The following is a 16,812-nucleotide window of genomic DNA, read 5'->3' as shown; positions in this document are numbered from 1 at the left end:
CCAAGATTACCGCGCGGCGGCAGGGGTCTTCAGCGCACCAGCAGTTCCAGCAGCCGCCGCGCCTCGCCCTCCGGGTCGTCGGTGAGGCCGCAGTGCACCGGGCCCGGCCGGACCACGGTGCTGCGCGGCGCCGTCAGCCAGCGGAAGCGCCGCCCCGGATCGTCCTCGGCGGCCTGCCCGGCGGCCGGGCCGCCCGCGCAGACGTCGGCGACCGCCGCCAGCGCCCGGCGCACCCCGTCCACGTCCGCGCCCGGGTCGAGCGCCAGCAGCCGGGCCTGGTCCAGGTGGATCTCCGCCCGGACCAGGCCCGCCTGGCGGCTGTAGACCAGCACCCCGGCGTTCATCCGCTCCCCGCGCTCCACCCTCGGCACCACCCGCACCAGGGCGTACTCGAACACCACCTCGGCACTCATGCGCCCACCTCCGGCAGCCAGTTCCGCGAGCCGCCGGCCCGGGCCGCCAGCTGCGCGACATACGCCTCGCGGACCTCCGCCGCCGAGGCGAACCCCGGCTCGTCCGCCAACCAGACCTCGGGCACGTCCGCCAGCACCTCCCGCAGCAGTTCCTCGGTCACCAGCCCGGCCAGGGCCGCGTCCGCCGCCGCGAGGTCGGGGGCGAAGCGCAGCAGCGCGTGGTCGGAGGCGTCGTACGGCTTGTCCACCGAAGCCGCCGCGCGCGGCCAGTGGTGATGGAAGATCAGGCTCGCGCCGTGGTCGATCAGCCACAGCTCGCCCTGACGCACCAGCAGGTTTGGGTTGCGCCAGGACCGGTCGACATTGCCGATCAGCGCGTCGAACCAGAGCACACGACCGGCCCGCAGCGGGTCCACCGGGAACGCCAGCGGGTCGAAGCCGAGTGCGCGCGGCAGGAAGGCCATCCCCAGGTTGGTCCCGCCGGAGGCCCTGACCAGCGCCTGGACCCGCTCGTCCGGCTCCCCCAGCGCGATCACCGGGTCCACCTCGACGGTCACCAGCTCCGGCACCCGCAGCCCGTCCCGCACCAGCAGCCGCCGGGCCAGACCGCCCGCGACCACCTCGGCGACCAGCGCCTTGCGCCCCTGCGCGGCCCCGGTGAACTTGGCCACGTACAGGCCGCGACCGCTGCCGCCGTCCCCGGTCCCGGCCGGGCCGCGTGCCTCGACCAGGCCCGGCAGCGAACCGCCCTCCCGAAGCGGCGTCACATACCGGACAGCCCGCAGCTCAGACAACATGGGCCCCACCCTACCGACCGTGGAACCCGCTCCGGTCCCGCTACCGAATTGGCCGACTGCGGTGGCAGAGCACTGGTGTGCGTGCCAGGGTGGCGGGCAGGAGCAGCCCGGCCCCATGACGACGCACATTTGTGAACCTGTGAGGGATGGCACCCATGGAACGACCTCGGATCCTGGTGGTCGGCGGCGGTTTCGCCGGCGTCGAGTGCGCTCGTAGGCTCGAACGCAAGCTCGTCCCCGGTGAGGCGGACATCGCCATCGTCGCGCCCTTCAGCTACGAGCTGTACCTCCCGCTGCTGCCGCAGGTGGCCGCCGGAGTGCTGACGCCGCAGTCGGTCGCGGTGTCGCTGCGGCGGATGCTGCACCGCACCCGGATCATCCCCGGCGGGGCGATCGGGGTGGACCCCAAGGCCAAGGTCTGCATCGTCCGGAAGATCACCGACGAGGTGGTCGCCGAGCACTACGACTACCTGGTGCTCGCCCCCGGCAGCATCACCCGCAGCTTCGACATCCCCGGCCTCACCGACCACGCCCGCGGTATGAAGACGCTGGCCGAGGCGGCCTTCGTACGCGACCACGTGATCAGCCAGCTGGACCTGGCCGACGCCGCGACCGACCGGGACGAGCGGATCTCCCGGCTGCAGTTCGTGGTCGTCGGCGGCGGCTACGCCGGCACCGAGACGGCGGCCTGCCTGCAGCGGGTGACCACCTCGGCGGTCAAGCGCTACCCCCGGCTGAACCCCAACCTGATCAAGTGGCACCTGATCGACATCGCCCCCAAGCTGATGCCGGAGCTCGGCGACAAGCTCGGCGCCACCGCGCTCGACGTGCTGCGCAAGCGCGGGATCGAGGTCTCGCTCGGCGTCTCGGTCGCCGAGGTCGGCGAGGAGTCGGTGACCTTCACCGACGGCCGGGTGATCCCCAGCCGGACCCTGATCTGGACCGCGGGCGTCGCCGCCAGCCCGCTGATCGCCACCCTGGACGCGGAGACCGTGCGCGGGCGGGTCGCCACCACCGCCGAGATGCGGGTGCCCCAGTTCGACGGGGTGTTCGCGCTCGGCGACGCCGCCGCGGTGCCGGACCTGGCCAAGGGCGACGGCTCGGTCTGCCCGCCCACCGCGCAGCACGCGCAGCGCCAGGGCAAGGTGGCCGCCGACAACGTGGTCGCCTCGCTGCGCAGCCAGCCGCTGAAGGAGTACTTCCACAAGGACCTCGGCCTGGTGGTGGACCTCGGCGGCGCGGACGCGGTGTCCAAGCCGATGGGCGTCGAACTGACCGGCGTCGCCGCGCAGGGCGTGGCCCGCGGCTACCACCTGATGGCGCTGCGGACCAATGTCGCCAAGGTCAGGGTGATGACCAACTGGCTGCTGAACGCGACGGCCGGCGACGACTTCGTCCGCACCGGCTTCCAGCGCGGGAAGCCGGCCACGCTGAAGGACTTCGAGTACACCGACTCGTACCTCAGCAAGGACGAGATCCGGGCCCACACCGCCGCCCTGACGGCCAAGCAGTAACGTTCCGTCCCCTGCGTGGAACTGCCCCCGCGCGGTCCTGCCCGGCGCCGGCCTCAGCCGGTGCCGGGCAGTTCCGCGTAGCGGCCGAAGCCGGAGGTCCACCAGGCCCGGCCGTCCGGGGTGACCGCGAAGCCCTCCAGGCCCGGCTGCCGCTCCAGCCAGCCCCTGGCCGCCGCGCCGCCCATGGCGAAGGCGGCGGTGGCCGCGATGTCCGCCGCCGTCAGCGAGGCGCCCACCACCGAGACCGAGGCCAGTCCGCCGCCGTCGACCGGGGCGCCGGTGTGCGGGTCGAGGATGTGCGCGCCGCGCTCGGCGCTGCCGGAGGTCGCCAGGGCGATGCCGCTGCCCCGCACCACGGTGGCGAAGGCGCCGGGGTGCAGCGGGTGCGCCACCCCGAGCTGCCAGTCGCGCTCGGGCTCGGGCCGCCCGGCGGTCTGGATGTCCCCGCCGCCGTTGACGCTGTGCCGCAGGCATCCGGCCTCCCGCAGGATCGCCGAAGCCCGTTCCACCGCCCAGCCCTTGACCACTCCGGACGGGTCGAGGCCGGCCCCGGCCCTGACGCTGAACCAGCCCCCGCTGGCCCGCTCCGCCCGCTCCCCCAGGGCCAGCACCTCGGCCACCTCGGGGTCGCAGTCGGCGAGCGCCAGCTCGCCCCGTCCCAGCCTGCTGACCTGGCTGTCGGGCCGGTAGGTGGAGAACACCGCGTCCACCCGGTGCAGCCAGCGGACCGCCTGCCGCAGTGCCTCCCGGGCCGCCGCCCCGGAGCCGCCGTCGCGGATGTCGAACGACACCACCGTCCCCATGACCGGTTCAGCGTGCCTCAGTGCATTCATCCCTCTAGTCTCCTTGCGACTGCGCGGATCGCGTACGTTAAGGACCGGGTAAGACAACGATCTTCAGAGCGGCAACCTTCGAGGGGACGACGGACGCACATGAGTGCAAGCGGTGGTAGCAAGGCGATCGTGGCGGCACTGGGGGCCAACCTGGCCATCGCGGTGGCGAAGTTCGTGGCGTTCGCCTTCAGCGGCTCGTCCTCGATGCTCGCGGAAGGCGTGCACTCGGTCGCCGACTCGGGCAACCAGGCGCTGCTGCTGCTCGGCGGAAAGCGGGCCAAGCGCGCCGCCACCGACGAGCACCCCTTCGGCTACGGCCGCGAGCGCTATGTCTACGGCTTCCTGGTCTCCATCGTGCTGTTCTCGGTCGGCGGTCTCTTCGCCCTCTACGAGGGCTACAGCAAGATCCGGCACCCGCACGAACTCGACCACTGGTACTGGCCGGTGGGCGTGCTGGTGTTCGCGATCTGCGCCGAGGGCTACTCCTTCCGCACCGCCGTGCACGAGTCCAACGAACTGCGCGGCCAGCAGAGCTGGGTGCAGTTCATCCGCCGGGCGAAGGCCCCGGAGCTGCCGATCGTGCTGCTGGAGGACTTCGGCGCGCTGATCGGCCTGGTGCTCGCCCTGTTCGGGGTGGGCCTGACGCTGGCCACCGGCGACGGCGTCTGGGACGGCGTCGGCACCGTCTGCATCGGCACCCTGCTGGTGGTCATCGCCGTGGTGCTGGGCATCGAGACCAAGAGCCTGCTGCTCGGCGAGGGCGCCGGGGCGGCCGACGTGGCCGCGATCCGCTCCGCGATCGTGGACGACGACGTGGTGACCGGTGTGATCCACATGCGCACCCTCTACCTCGGCCCCGAGGAGCTGCTGGTGGCCGCGAAGATCGCGGTGCAGCACGACGACAGCGCGACCGAGGTGGCCCGGGCCATCGACGCCGCCGAGGCCCGGATCAGGGTCGCGGTGCCGATCGCCCGGGTCATCTACCTGGAGCCCGACATCCAGCGCACCGGCCCGGCCGCAGCGACGGCCTAGGGCACCACGGTCACCGGCCAGCGGCCGGCCTTCACCAGCCGGACCGCGACCGAGCCGATGAACCGGTGCCCCGCCTTCTCGGACGCGCCGATCACCACCGCGTCGGCCTTCAGCCGGTCCGCGTGCTCGACGATGCCGCCGTAGGCGTCACCCTGGGCGGTGTGGAACTCCCACCGTATCTGCGTGCCGTGGCTGGCCCGCTCGGCCGACTCCCGGAGCTGCCGCTCCAACTCGGCCGCGGCCTCGCGCCCGGCCTGGGCCACCGCGACGCCGACCTCGGCCCCGCCCAGGGTGCCCATCGGCTGGATGTAGACCACCGCCAGCAGCGACCCCTGCCTGCGCGCCAGACCGGCCGCGTAGGCGGCGGCGCGCATGGAGGACTCGGTGCCGTCCACGCCGACCACGATCACGGCCGGCCCGTCGGTCCCCAACTCGAACATCCGGTACTCCTCAGTTCTGCTGATTTGCGGTTCTGCCAGGTGCGGCGGTCGGACTCGAAGCGTCTTCCGCGGAGGGCGCGGCGTCCAGTCCCACAGGCTCCGGCTGCGTCTCCGGCTCCGGCTCCTCGGACTGGTTCTGGGTCTCCAGCCGGGACAGGCCGACCGCGCCGAGCAGCACCAGGCCGGTGCCGAACACCTCGGGGACCAGCCACCAGCCGGTCCGCACCGACTCCGCGTAGAGGGTCACCCCGAGCGAGAGGCTGATCAGCGCGTCGCCGAGGGTCAGTGCGGGCTGGGAGGCCACCAGCGGGCCCGCCTGCATCGCGTTCTCCAGCAGGAACAGCGCGCAGACGCCGACCGCGGCGAAGGCGTAGGTCTCCCAGGAGAGGAAGAACGCGGTGACCCCGCGGTGGTCCAGGGTGTCGGTGGCCGACTTCATCAGCGCGGCGGTCAGCGCGTAGCCGATGGCCGCCGCGGTGCCCAGGAAGGCGGCGCGGGCCGGGCCGATCGGCCGCTTCAGCGCCGCGCCCGCGAGCAGCACTATGGCACCGCCGCAGCTGGCCAGCGCCAGCACCCAGAGCGCCATCGGCGGCTGCAACTCCCCGCCGCTCGGCGCGGCGGCGGCCAGCGCGGTGCCCAGGCCGACCACGATGCCGCCGACCGAGAGCCAGCCCCGGCCGGGCATCCGCTTGCGGAACACGAGCCCGGAGATCAGCAGGGCGAAGGGGAGTTCGAGGACGAAGATCGGCTGCACCACGGCCAGCGGACCGGTCACCAGGGCCAGCCCCTGGAAGATCGCCGCCATGATCACGCCGAGGATGCCGAAGGCCCACACCGGTGTCCGCAGCAGGTCCCACATCAACTGCAGCCGGAACCCGTCCGACTGCGGGACGATCAGCGCGGCCCGGCGCTGGAGTACTGTGCCCAGGGCGTTGCTCACGGCTGCGAGCACGGCGAAGACCACAGACAGCATCGCCATCGGTGTCACCGACCTCCCCCTTCCTGCTTCCCACTGTTCCGGCTGCTCCGGACCGTCCTCCGGGACGTCCCGCCGGTGATGGCGCTGCCCGGGAAGATGTTACCGGGAGTGCCTGCCCGCCAGCGGTCCGCACCGAACCCTGTCGGCCGCTGAGTACCATGACGGCATGGGTGACAGCGGGCGGCAGGGCAGGCTCGACGCGGCCGGCGCGGCGCGCGTGGCCGGTACGCTCCAGGCGCTGGCGACCCCGTCCCGGCTGATGATCCTGGCCCGGCTGCGCGAGGGGGCCTGCGCGGCGACCGAACTGGCCGCCGAGGTCGGCATGGAGCAGTCCGCCTGCTCGCACCAGCTGCGGGTGCTACGCGAACTGGGCCTGGTCACCGGCGAGCGCCGCGGCCGGAGCGTGGTGTACGCGCTCTACGACGCGCATGTGCTGGCCCTGCTGGACCAGGCGATCCACCATGTCGAGCACCTCCATCTGGAGCACTCCCGCCCGGCGCGTCCCGCGTCGGTCGGGCAGCCGTCCCTATGATGGGCTGATGCAGGCGATCACCGACTGGCTGCAGAACCTGTCCGGACCACTCGTCTACCTCGTCGTCGCGGCGCTGGTGTTCAGCGAGGACGCCTTCTTCTTCGGCTTCGTCCTGCCCGGTGAGACCGCGGTGGTGATCGGCGGGGTGATCGCCAGCGCCCACCACGGGGTGGACCTGCCGGTGCTGATGCTGGTCGTGGTGCTCGCCGCGGTGATCGGTGACTCGGTCGGCTACGAGATCGGCCGGCGCTTCGGGCCCCGGCTGCTGGCGACCGGCTTCGCCACCAAGCACAAGGACCGGGTGGAGCGCTCGCGCGCCTTTATGCGCGACCGCGGCCCGGTCGCGGTGTTCCTGGGGCGCTTCGTGGCCCTGTTCCGGGCCATGGTGCCGGCCCTGGCCGGTCTCTCCCAGCTCCCCTACCGCCGGTTCCTGCTGTTCAACGCGGCCGGCGGGCTGGTCTGGGGCGTCGGCTACACCCTGCTCGGCTATCTGGCCGGCTCCGCCTACAAGCGGGTGGCCAGCATCGCCGGCGAGGCCGCGGCGGGGGTGGTCGGCGGGATCGTGGTGGTCGCACTGATCGTCTGGGCCGTCCGCCGCCACCGCGCCGAGAACGCGGTCCCGAGCGCGGGCCCGAGTTCGAGCGAGCACACGGCCGGAGAAGGCGCCGCCGAAGAGGACTGACAACTCGTCATGTCCACCCCATTGTGCCCGGACAAGGGCTGAATCTATTCTCGCTGCGGACATACTTGTGATTCACATTCACATACATAAACTCCGAGCCGCACCGGGAGAACCATGAGATTCCGTGTCGCCGCCAGCCTCGCCGCCGTCGCGGCCACCGTGCTGGCCCTGCTCGCCCCCGCGTCCGCGTCCGCGTCCGCCACCAGCGCGCCGGGGGCCGTCCCGAAGACCGTCGTCCTGGACGGCAACCGGCTGGCGCTGACCCGGCTGCTCACCAAGGCCGGAGTGCCCGCGCTGCGCAGCGAGCTGAAGACCCTCACCACCGCGGCCGACGGCTACCTGACCCAGGGCCCCTGGTCGGTGATGGACAAGCCGCAGACCGCGCCCAGCGGCGACAAGCACGACTACATCAGCGAGGCGCCGTACTGGTGGCCCACCCAGCCGCTGACCGCGAGCAACCCCTGGGGCTGCCCCTACGTGCAGAAGGACGGGGTGCGGAACCCGGCCATCGACACCATCACCGACCACGCCGAGCGCGGCCAGCTGTTCAACGCCGTCTACGACCTCACCCTGGCCTGGTACTACACCGGGAAGCCCGCCTACGCCCAGCGCGCCGCGCTCGACCTGCGCACCTGGTTCGTGGACCCGGCGACCCGGATGAACCCCAGCCTGAACTACACCCAGTTCATCCCCTGCAAGGTGGACGGCCGGGGCATCGGCATCATCGACTTCTCGCAGCAGTTCACCGACGTCCTGGACGCCGCCGCCATCCTCGACACCGGCGCCCCCGGCTGGACCAGCGCCGACCGCACCGGCCTGACCACCTGGGACAGCCAGTTCCTGACCTGGATGCAGACCACCAAGAACGGCGCCGACGAGGCCGCCGCGACCAACAACCACGGCAGCTTCTTCGACATGCAGGAGGCCGCGCTGGCCCTCGCCACCGGGCAGAAGTCGCTGGCGAAGACCATTGTGCAGACCGCCGAGACCAAGCGCCTTGACGTCCAGCTCGCCGCCGACGGCAGCCAGCCGCTGGAGCTCGCCAGGACCACCAGCTACCACTACTCCAACTTCAACCTGCTGGCGCTGACCCGGCTGGCCCAGATCGGCCAGCACCTCGGCGTCGACCTCTGGCACTACCGGACGCCCAGCGGCGGCAACCTGCTGAAGTCGGTCGACTTCATGGTGCCCGCGGCCACCGGCGCCGCCGCCTGGACCTACCCCGAGCTCAACTTCCAGGCGTTCTCCGCCAATGACGTGATCCGCGCCGCGGCCGACCAGGGCGACCTGACCGCGATCAGGGCGGTGCCCGAGCTGTCGGCGCAGCCCGGCGGCGACATCTGGCTGCTGCGTCCGGCCGCGGAGCAGCTGGACCCGATCGGCAGCTGAGCGGGCCGGCACCCGGCTGTGGCGGGGCACCCGCGGGGGCCACGCCTCAGTGTCCTTCAGCTGTTGCTGGTGCTCTGCGTCTTCGGGTCCTCGTCGACGCTCTCGGGCTCCGCGTCCTCTGACTCTGCGTCGGGCGCGGGGTCGGCCTCGGGCTCGGGGTCGACCAGCAGCGAGTCGCCCAGCCGCTGCTGCAGCGAGGGCTCCGGCCAGTTGCGGCTGACGATCAGGAAGCCGACCGAGGCCAGGAAGAGGATCAGCGCGGTCCAGTCGTTCAGCCGGACCCCGAAGATCACATTGGCGTGGTCGGTGCGGAGCGACTCGATCCAGCCCCGGCCCACCGTGTACGCCGCCACATAGAGCGCGAACAGCCGGAAGGAGTGGAAGCTCCAGCGGCGGTCGGCGAAGAGCAGCAGGCCGCAGACGGCGAGGTCCCAGAGCGACTCGTAGAGGAAGGTCGGCTGGAACACCCCGTGCACCGCGGTGCCGTTCACCACCGTGTCGATCTTCAGGCCCCAGGGCAGCGTGGTGGCGTCGCCGTACAGCTCCTGGTTGAAGTAGTTGCCCCAGCGGCCGATGGCCTGGGCCAGGATCAGCCCCGGCGCGAGCGCGTCCGCGAAGGAGGCCAGCGGGATGCCCTTGCGGCGGCAGCCGATCCAGGCGCCGACCGCGCCCAGCGCCACCGCGCCCCAGATGCCGAGGCCGCCGTCCCAGATGTAGAGGGCCCGGATCGGCTGCTCACCGGACTCGAAGTACAGCTCGGGGTCGGTGATCAGGTGGTACAGCCGCCCGCCGACGATGCCGAAGGGCACGGCCCACAGGCAGATGTCGATGATGTCGTCGGCGCGACCGCCGAGCTTCACCCAGCGCCGCCGGGTCAGCCACATCGCGGCGGCGATCCCGGCGAGGATGCACAGCGCGTACGCGCGGATCGGCACCGGTCCGAGGTGCCAGACGCCCTGCGAGGGGCTGGGGATGTACGCGAGTTCCATCGGGGCAGATTCCCTTGAGTTCCCTGAGCGGCCGCGGGGGCCGGGAGGCCGTGTGCGGGGCCCACACTACATCCGCCCTCGCCCGGCACTCCCGCATCCGCGTGATCATGCCCGCACAAATGCGGTGGGGCCGGTACCGCGGTCACCCGCGGTACCGGCCCCGGTCCTGCCGGCAGCCGTCAGCTCACCCCGCGGTGCAGGTCAGCGTCGGTGCGGTGTTGGTGCCCGAGTAGTTGGCACCGAAGCCGAAGCTGGTGTTCCCTCCGGGGGCGATCACATTGTTGTAGGCGGCGTTGTTGGCCGTCACCGCCTTGCCGGACTGGGTGTAACTGGCGTTCCACATGTTGGAGATCGCCTGGTTGCCGGCCCAGGTCCAGGTGACCTTCCAGGACTGGGTGGCGGCCGTGCCGGTGTTGGTGACGGTGACATTGGCGTTGAAGCCCGCGCCCCAGTCACTGCTGATGCTGTAGACCGCCGTGCAGCCGCTGCTGCCGGTGCCGCCGCCGGAGCTCGCGGTGGTACCGGTCACCGCGGCGGAGGCCGCCGAGACATTGCCGGCCGCGTCCTGCGCGGTCACCGTGTAGCTGTACGCCGTGGACGCGGTCAGCCCGGTGTCCGTGTAGGTCGTCCCCGAGGTCACCGTGGCCACCTTGGTGGAGCCCCGGTACACCGCGTACCCGGTCACACCCACATTGTCGGTCGATGCCGACCAGGACAGCGACACACTGCTGCTGGTCGTCCCGGTCACGGTCAGACCCGCCGGAACCGAGGGCGGGGTGGTGTCCGTGCCGCCGCCGGAGCTCGCGGTGGTGCCGGTCACCGCGGCGGAGGCCGCCGAGACATTGCCCGCCGCGTCCTGCGCGGTCACCGTGTAGCTGTACGCGGTGGACGCGGTCAGCCCGGTGTCGGTGTAGGTCGTCCCCGAGGTCACCGTGGCCACCTTGGTGGAGCCCCGGTACACCGCGTACCCGGTCACACCCACATTGTCGGTCGACGCCGTCCAGGACAGCGAGACACTGCTGCTGGTCGTCCCGGTGACCCGCAGGCCGGTCGGGACGGACGGGGCGGTGGTGTCGGTGCCGCCGCCGGTGCTGCCCAGCGCCGGGTAGGCGTTGGCGACCAGCTGCTGGAACTGCGCGGCGAACCAGTTGCCGGCCGGGACGTCGTAACCCGGGATGGCGTCGGTCGGGTAGGTGCCGCCGTTGCCGTCCGTCTGCGTGCCATTGGGGTCGCAGTGCGGGTCGCCGTGGGTGTGCGTCCCGCTGGGGTAGTCGCCGTCGGACTCGCCCGGAGGCTTGACCCAGACATAGGCGATGATCGGGTCGCTCGCCCCGTACGGCTGGGCCGTCGGCCGGTAGCCGATGCCGGCGCCGTTGACGTTGCACCAGTCACCGCGGAACGGCCGCTGGTCGACCTTGTTCGCCGCCACATAGGCGTTCACATTGGTCGGGGTGGAGTTCAGCGCGGTCGGCCGGGCGGATCCGCCCCAGCCGTTGCGCGAGGTGTCGATGAGCATGCCCACCGAGCTCGGGAAGCCCGCCGAGACCATCGAGGCATGCATGGCCTCGTCGTAGGTGTGCTCGTCGAAGTACGGGTTGTACTGGTAGAAGTTCGCCGAGTCCAGCGGCTGGCCGCCGACCTGGAGCGTGGTGTTGGGGAGGAACGGCTCATCGGTGGGCGTGGTGTTGGCCGTGTTGCTGATGAAGCCGTCGACGCTGGCGAAGCCCGCCGTGGTGGCCTTGGCGACCTTGGCGAACTCCTGCGCCGCCGGGCCCATGTTGCTGGACCAGCCGAGCCAGCCGGAGTGGCCGATGTCCAGGTAGGTGTAGACGTTGGGGATGGCGTGCAGCTTGTTGAGCGTGTACTCGACCCCGGACTCGTAGTAGGGGGTGGCCGTGGCACAGGCCGGCTTGCTCTGGTTGGTGACCGCGTTGGGCAGCGAGTCGGGCTCGATGATGGTCGAGATCCGCAGGTTGCTGTAGGTGCTGCTGCCCAGCAGCGCCGCGATCGGGTCGACGTACTGCGACTCGTACTCGGTCAGCCCGGCCGCGGTGGCGGGGATCTCGCCGTTGGAGGCCAGGGCGGCGCAGTCGCGTCCGGGGAGGTCATAGATGACCACCTCGAACAGCACCGGGGTGGAACTGCCGGCGGCCTGGGACTCGGCCAGGTCCAGCTGGGCCTTCAGGCCCCGGTGGGTGCTGTCGCCGGCGATGGCGCCGATATGGTCCATCCAGATCGCGGTCTGACTGCTCGCCACCTTGGCCTCGGTCGTACCGGTCGTACCGCCGTCCGCACTGGCCTGGGCGTTCACCTCGGCCACGTAGTCGGGGTTGAGGTAGGGCGTGGATCCCGCATACGGGTTGGCCACATGGACGACCGCCGCGTTCGCGGACTGGGTCGCGGCGATGGGGACGAGCATGGCCGCGCCGAGGGCGGTCACGGCGGCAGCCGCTCGGAGGCGGCCCGCCGTACTGAACCTTCTCGAGCTGGCGGTGCGGGGCAGGTGCGGCACTTCACGGTCCTTTCGGGTGGGGTGGATCGTGATCACTTTCTGTGGGAATGACTGGGAGCGCTCCCAGTCATGGCAGGGGACATCCCTGCTCCCTCTTGTCTGTCCGGCATGGCAAAGCAACCTGAACGCCACGACGGACGGCGGCAACCAGTGGGAGCGCTCCCGATAGTGGGCTCGCTCCGACGGCGCGTCAAGACCTTTGACCATGAGCAGAAAAGTCAAGCTGATGGGCTGTCACGAAGCGGCCCGGTCAGCTACCTTGGCGCCTGGCAACCAGTGAGCGCACCCCACCACCAGACAGAGACGGGTGCACTCCATGCGATCCCGAACCACACTGCTCGGCATCTCCGCCGCCGCCCTCGGGCTCACCGCGGCGCTGATCCCCCTGGCAGCCTCCACCTCCGCCGCCACGGGCCCCAGCTGCAGCGTCAGCTATGCCGTCAGCAACGACTGGCAGAGCGGCTTCACCGCCGCCGTCACCATCAGCGACACCGGAACCACCGCCCTCGGCAACTGGACCCTGACCTACACCACCACCGGCAACCAGACGCTGCAGAGCGGCTGGAACGGCACCTGGTCGCAGTCCGGACGGAATGTCACGGTCACCGCGCCGAGCTGGGCCGCCAGTATCGCGGCCGGCGGCCAGTACACCACCGACGCCAACTTCGGCTATTCCGGGACGAATTCGGCCCCGACCTCGTTCGCGGTCAACGGTGTGGCCTGCGGCCCGCAGTCGACGCCGACCCCGACCCCGACGCCCACACCCACACCGACTCCGACTCCGACACCCACCCCGACGCCGACGCCCACGCCGACTCCCACCGGCACGCCCACCCCCACCGGCGCGCCGCAGCTGCACGTCTCCGGCAACAAACTGGCGGACGCCGCCGGCAGCACCGTCACCCTGCACGGGGTGAACCGCTCCGGCGCCGAGTTCGCCTGTGTCCAGGGCACCGGGATCTTCGACGGCCCGGTGGACCAGGCGTCCGTCGCCGCGATGGCGTCCTGGCACGTCAAGGCGGTCCGGGTGCCGCTGAACGAGGACTGCTGGCTGGCCGAGTCCAACGTCCAGGCCGCCTACGCGGGCAGCAACTACATCACCGCGATCAAGAACTACGTCTCGCTGCTGCACCAGAACGGCATGGTCGCCATCCTGGACCTGCACTGGACCGACGGCGTCTACACCGGCAACTCCTCCGCCTGCACCAGCGCCACCGCGACCTGCCAGAAGCCGATGCCGGACGCCGCCGGGGCGATCCCGTTCTGGACCTCGGTCGCCAACACCTTCAAGGGTGACGACTCCACCGTCTTCGACCTCTTCAACGAGCCCTACCCGGACCGGGCCACCAGCACCGCCGCCCAGGCCTGGACCTGCTGGCGCGACGGCGGCAGCTGCCCCGGCATCAGCTACCAGGTGGCCGGCATGCAGTCGATGGTCAACGCGGTGCGCGGCACCGGGGCCGACAATGTGCTGATGCTCGGCGGCCTCGCCTACTCCAACGACCTCACCCAGTGGCTGGCCTACGAGCCGACCGACCCGGACCACAACCTGGTCGCCTCCTGGCACTCCTACAACTTCAACACCTGCGGCAACAGCTCCTGCTGGACCAGCCAGATCGCACCGGTGATCGCCAAGGTCCCGCTGGTGACCGGTGAGCTCGGCGAGAACGACTGCGCCCACGGCTACCTGGACTCGCTGCTCCCCTGGCTGGACAGCCAGGGCGCCTCGTACCTGGCCTGGACCTGGAACACCTGGGACTGCAGCTCGGGGCCGTCCCTGATCAGCAGCTACGACGGAACCGCCACCGCCTACGGCGCGGGCTTCAAGGCGCACCTGGCCACGCTCGGCTGACGCCCCCAGGCGGCGGACCTGCCTGGACGGACATCGTCCCACCACGGGATCATCGGGGGATGACGCGTCCGCCAGGCAGGTTCATCCGACAGTTCCGCCTCGACGCCGTGGACGCCTCCCGGACCGGCGGCTACCCCTTCGCCCTGCCCGCCGTCGCCGGGCTGGCCCGGTCCGGCGGGGTCGTCCTCGGGCCGGGGGTGACCTTCCTGGTCGGCGAGAACGGCACCGGCAAGTCCACCCTGGTCGAGGCGGTCGCCGTGGCCGCCGGGTTCAACCCGGAGGGCGGCAGCAGGAACTTCCGCTTCGCCACCCGAGCCAGCGAGTCACCGCTCGGCGAGCACCTCCGACTGACCTGGGGCGTCCACAAACCACGCACCGAGTTCTTTCTGCGGGCCGAGTCGTACTACAACGTCGCCAGCGAGATCGAGCGGCTCGACCGCGAGGGCGGCGGATTCGGCCGGCCGCTGCTCGACTCCTACGGCGGCGTCTCACCGCACGAGCGCTCGCACGGCGAGTCCTTCCTCGACCTGGCGGTCAACCGCTTCGGCCCCGAGGGCCTCTACCTGCTGGACGAGCCGGAGGCGGCGCTGTCGGTGCGCGGCTGCCTGGCCCTGCTGTCCCGGATGCACGAGCTGGTCGCCCAGGGCAGCCAACTGCTGGTCGCCACCCACTCCCCGGTCCTGCTGGCGCTGCCCGGCGCCACCATCCTGGAGATCGGCGACGATGGCTCGATCGAGCGGGTGGACTTCGACCAGGCCCTGCCGGTACGCCTCACCCGTGAATTCCTGGCGGCCCCGGACCGCTTCCTGCGCTCCCTGCTCGAATCCTGAGCGGACCGGATCGTTGCTGTGCGATCCTGCGCTGGAGAGTGGTCCGGAGCACCGGACCGGTTTTTCACGGGGGATCAGATGACGGGTACCAGGCCTCGGCGGATACTGCTCGGCTGTCTCGCCGCAGCGATGGCGCTGAGCGGCTGCAGTTCGCACACTCACTCGCACGCCTCCGCGCCGACACACCGGGCGATCCACGCCCCCGCGTCGGCCGCCCCGGTCGCCTACGCCGGGTGGCACGACCCCGCAGCGGCTCTGGGCGGTGACAAGGTGCTGGTCAGCACCGGGAAGCAGACCGGCGGACGGCAGCAGGACCTGCCGAAGAAGATCGCGCCGGGCACGATCGAGGTGTCCATGGAGTGCGAGGGCGTCGGCCGCGTGACGGTCGACACCGGATTCGTCACCTACACCGCCGATTGCTCAGCCCGTCCGAGCGGACAGGTCGACATCCACACGTCGCCCGACGCGCAGGCCTCGGCCCGGCTCAGCGTCACCGCCGACTCCGGGGTGACCTGGGCGGTCGCGGTCGGCTGGAACCCGTCCCAGGACAACCCGCAGCAGTGACGGGGCCTCAGGGCCTGTCGCCCCGCGCGGCGCGGCGGGTGAGGCCGGTGGCCAGCAGGTCCGTGAGGAAGGCGAAGCTGGCGTCGAGGTCGGTGGGCAGCTGGTAGCCCTGGCCGAGTTCGAGGGCGACGAAGCCGACGATGGTGGCCCGCAGCACCCTGACCGCGTGGATCAGGTCGTCCCCTTCGAGGCCGTAGCCGCGGACGGTGGCGAAGGCGATCTCCACCAGCCGGCCGGCGGCGGCCTCCACCTCGTCGCTGTGGGAGCCGCCGCCGACCGGGGCCTCTATCAGCGCGTGGCGGTGCGGGTACTCGGCGGCGTAGCCGCGGAACGCGCCGAGGAAGGCCCGCAGGGCGTCGTCCCCGGCCAGGCCCATCACCGCGGAGCCGATCCGGTCGGACGCCTGCTCCAGGACCTGAACGGTCATCAGCGCGCGGAGGTCGTCGAGGCTGCGTACGTGCTTGTAGAGCGAAGGCGGGGCGACCCCGGCGCGCTCGGCGACGGCCTTGAGGGTCAGTCCGCCGGGGCCGGCGTCGTCCAGCACCTCCAGCGCGTACCTGGTCACGATCGTCGGGGTCAGTCCTGCCCTCGCCATCGGGCCGCCCTCACTTCGCCGCAGCGGGAGACTGCGGGTCGAAACCCAGGATAAGGTCTCTGACCTGCTCGGGAGCATCCACCTGGGGGTGGTGGCCGCCGCCGTCCAGCAGTTCGACCGGGGCGCCGAGCTGCTCGCCGACCCAGTTCGCCTCGGCCACGGCGTCGGGGAAGTCCTTGTCGGCGGTGCCCATGAGCACCAGCACCGGCACTCCGGAGCCCTTCGCCGCGGGCAGCTTCGCCTCGGCCGGGCTGTGGGTGCCGCCGCACATCTGGGCGTAGGCCTTGGTGCGACCGGGCTCCTTGAGGTTCGCCTTCACCGCGGCCAGGTACTCGGCGTAGTCGGCGGGGCGCTTCGGGAACATGTTCGGCCACCAGGCGAACCAGACCGGCCGGGTCAGCAGCGGACGGCTGATCAGGAAGGTGGCGATCCTCCCGGTCAGATTGGCCGGCGCGTCGCGGACGAAGGCGCCGGCCAGCACCACGCCGCGCAGCAGTTCGGGGTGGTCGGCGGCCACGTGCACGGCGGAGGCGGCGGAGTAGCTGTTGCCGTAGAGCAGCGCGGGTCCGGCGTCCAGGTGCTGGAGCAGGGCGGCCAGGTCCCGGCCGGTGGCCTCGGAGCTGTACTCCGCCCAGCCGGTGTCGGACTCGCCCATGCCGCGGTAGTCGGTGGTGACCACCCGGTAGCCGGCCGCGAGCAGCAGCGGGGTGAGGAAGCGGAAGGTGGCACGGACGTCGCCCATGCCGGGGGCCAGCAGGGCGAGCGGCCCGGTGCCCTGGTCGTCGTAGGCGATGCGGCCGGTGCTGCCGTCGGCGCGGGGGATCTCCAGGAACTGGGTGGTGCTGCTCATGATGGCCTC

17 protein-coding genes are annotated in these 16,812 nt (G+C 71.6%); 8 read left to right on the top strand and 9 right to left on the bottom strand.

What is annotated here, in order from left to right; genetic code table 11:
* Window positions 1–29: 29 nt before the first annotated feature.
* Both ACEZDG_RS18850 and ACEZDG_RS18845 read right to left on the bottom strand, forming a co-directional pair.
* Window positions 30–413 (bottom strand): DUF3037 domain-containing protein, encoded by a 384-nt coding sequence (locus ACEZDG_RS18850; RefSeq protein WP_380510721.1) that lies wholly within the window; start codon window positions 411–413, stop codon window positions 30–32.
* On the bottom strand, window positions 410–1,210 hold the full coding sequence (locus ACEZDG_RS18845) for a HipA family kinase (protein ID WP_380510718.1): 801 nt from the start codon (window positions 1,208–1,210) through the stop codon (window positions 410–412). The genes ACEZDG_RS18850 and ACEZDG_RS18845 overlap by 4 nt, the downstream gene beginning before the upstream one ends.
* Window positions 1,211–1,365: 155 nt before the next feature.
* On the opposite strand from ACEZDG_RS18845, the gene ACEZDG_RS18840 reads away from it, so the two are divergent.
* Window positions 1,366–2,724: an NAD(P)/FAD-dependent oxidoreductase gene (locus tag ACEZDG_RS18840; RefSeq protein ID WP_380510715.1), complete on the top strand. Its 1,359-nt coding sequence runs from the start codon at window positions 1,366–1,368 to the stop codon at window positions 2,722–2,724.
* 53 nt (window positions 2,725–2,777) lie between these two features.
* Here the strand turns inward: ACEZDG_RS18840 and ACEZDG_RS18835 are convergent, their stop codons facing one another.
* A complete protein-coding gene (locus ACEZDG_RS18835; protein WP_380510712.1) occupies window positions 2,778–3,557 on the bottom strand; it encodes an FAD:protein FMN transferase in 780 nt (259 codons plus the stop codon).
* A 99-nt stretch (window positions 3,558–3,656) separates the two neighbouring features.
* On the opposite strand from ACEZDG_RS18835, the gene ACEZDG_RS18830 reads away from it, so the two are divergent.
* On the top strand, window positions 3,657–4,589 hold the full coding sequence (locus ACEZDG_RS18830; protein ID WP_380510710.1) for a cation diffusion facilitator family transporter: 933 nt from the start codon (window positions 3,657–3,659) through the stop codon (window positions 4,587–4,589).
* On the opposite strand, the gene ACEZDG_RS18825 is transcribed toward ACEZDG_RS18830, so the two are convergent.
* Together ACEZDG_RS18825 and ACEZDG_RS18820 are read right to left on the bottom strand one after the other, a co-directional pair.
* Window positions 4,586–5,029 (bottom strand): universal stress protein, encoded by a 444-nt coding sequence (locus ACEZDG_RS18825; protein ID WP_380510707.1) that lies wholly within the window; start codon window positions 5,027–5,029, stop codon window positions 4,586–4,588. The genes ACEZDG_RS18830 and ACEZDG_RS18825 overlap by 4 nt on opposite strands.
* Window positions 5,030–5,039: 10 nt before the next feature.
* On the bottom strand, window positions 5,040–6,008 hold the full coding sequence (locus tag ACEZDG_RS18820; protein ID WP_380510704.1) for a DMT family transporter: 969 nt from the start codon (window positions 6,006–6,008) through the stop codon (window positions 5,040–5,042).
* A gap of 166 nt (window positions 6,009–6,174) precedes the next feature.
* Between ACEZDG_RS18820 and ACEZDG_RS18815 the strand changes: the two genes are divergently transcribed.
* The 3 genes from ACEZDG_RS18815 to ACEZDG_RS18805 all read left to right on the top strand — a co-directional run bounded on the left by ACEZDG_RS18815 (window position 6,175) and on the right by ACEZDG_RS18805 (window position 8,611).
* The gene (locus ACEZDG_RS18815) at window positions 6,175–6,540 is read left to right on the top strand and encodes an ArsR/SmtB family transcription factor (protein ID WP_380510701.1); all 366 of its coding nucleotides are present in this window, start codon (window positions 6,175–6,177) and stop codon (window positions 6,538–6,540) included.
* A gap of 7 nt (window positions 6,541–6,547) precedes the next feature.
* Window positions 6,548–7,222, top strand: coding sequence for a DedA family protein (locus tag ACEZDG_RS18810; protein WP_380510698.1), 675 nt, complete (start codon window positions 6,548–6,550; stop codon window positions 7,220–7,222).
* Between the two features lie 114 nt (window positions 7,223–7,336).
* On the top strand, window positions 7,337–8,611 hold the full coding sequence (locus ACEZDG_RS18805) for an alginate lyase family protein (RefSeq protein WP_380510695.1): 1,275 nt from the start codon (window positions 7,337–7,339) through the stop codon (window positions 8,609–8,611).
* Window positions 8,612–8,667: 56 nt separating this feature from the next.
* On the opposite strand, the gene lgt is transcribed toward ACEZDG_RS18805, so the two are convergent.
* Both lgt and ACEZDG_RS18795 read right to left on the bottom strand, forming a co-directional pair.
* The gene (gene lgt / locus ACEZDG_RS18800) at window positions 8,668–9,600 is read right to left on the bottom strand and encodes a prolipoprotein diacylglyceryl transferase (RefSeq protein ID WP_380510692.1); all 933 of its coding nucleotides are present in this window, start codon (window positions 9,598–9,600) and stop codon (window positions 8,668–8,670) included.
* Between the two features lie 184 nt (window positions 9,601–9,784).
* Window positions 9,785–12,019 (bottom strand): glycoside hydrolase family 6 protein, encoded by a 2,235-nt coding sequence (locus ACEZDG_RS18795; RefSeq protein ID WP_380510991.1) that lies wholly within the window; start codon window positions 12,017–12,019, stop codon window positions 9,785–9,787.
* Window positions 12,020–12,428: 409 nt separating this feature from the next.
* On the opposite strand from ACEZDG_RS18795, the gene ACEZDG_RS18790 reads away from it, so the two are divergent.
* From ACEZDG_RS18790 to ACEZDG_RS18780, 3 genes are all read left to right on the top strand, one after another.
* Entirely contained in the window at window positions 12,429–13,964 is a 1,536-nt protein-coding gene (locus tag ACEZDG_RS18790) for a cellulase family glycosylhydrolase (RefSeq protein ID WP_380510689.1), read from the top strand.
* 59 nt (window positions 13,965–14,023) lie between these two features.
* Window positions 14,024–14,794 carry an AAA family ATPase gene (locus ACEZDG_RS18785; RefSeq protein ID WP_380510686.1) on the top strand — a complete coding sequence of 257 codons (771 nt, stop codon included), beginning with the start codon at window positions 14,024–14,026 and terminating at the stop codon, window positions 14,792–14,794.
* 78 nt (window positions 14,795–14,872) lie between these two features.
* Window positions 14,873–15,358: a hypothetical protein gene (locus ACEZDG_RS18780; protein ID WP_380510683.1), complete on the top strand. Its 486-nt coding sequence runs from the start codon at window positions 14,873–14,875 to the stop codon at window positions 15,356–15,358.
* Window positions 15,359–15,365: 7 nt separating this feature from the next.
* On the opposite strand, the gene ACEZDG_RS18775 is transcribed toward ACEZDG_RS18780, so the two are convergent.
* On the bottom strand, window positions 15,366–15,953 hold the full coding sequence (locus ACEZDG_RS18775) for a TetR/AcrR family transcriptional regulator (protein ID WP_380510680.1): 588 nt from the start codon (window positions 15,951–15,953) through the stop codon (window positions 15,366–15,368).
* Window positions 15,954–15,963: 10 nt separating this feature from the next.
* Entirely contained in the window at window positions 15,964–16,803 is an 840-nt protein-coding gene (locus ACEZDG_RS18770; RefSeq protein WP_380510677.1) for an alpha/beta fold hydrolase, read from the bottom strand.
* Window positions 16,804–16,812: the final 9 nt, after the last annotated feature.

The sequence above is a fragment of the Streptacidiphilus alkalitolerans genome (assembly GCF_042511045.1).
Lineage (GTDB): Bacteria > Actinomycetota > Actinomycetes > Streptomycetales > Streptomycetaceae > Streptacidiphilus > Streptacidiphilus alkalitolerans.
This window is presented reverse-complemented; position numbering and strand designations above follow the sequence as displayed.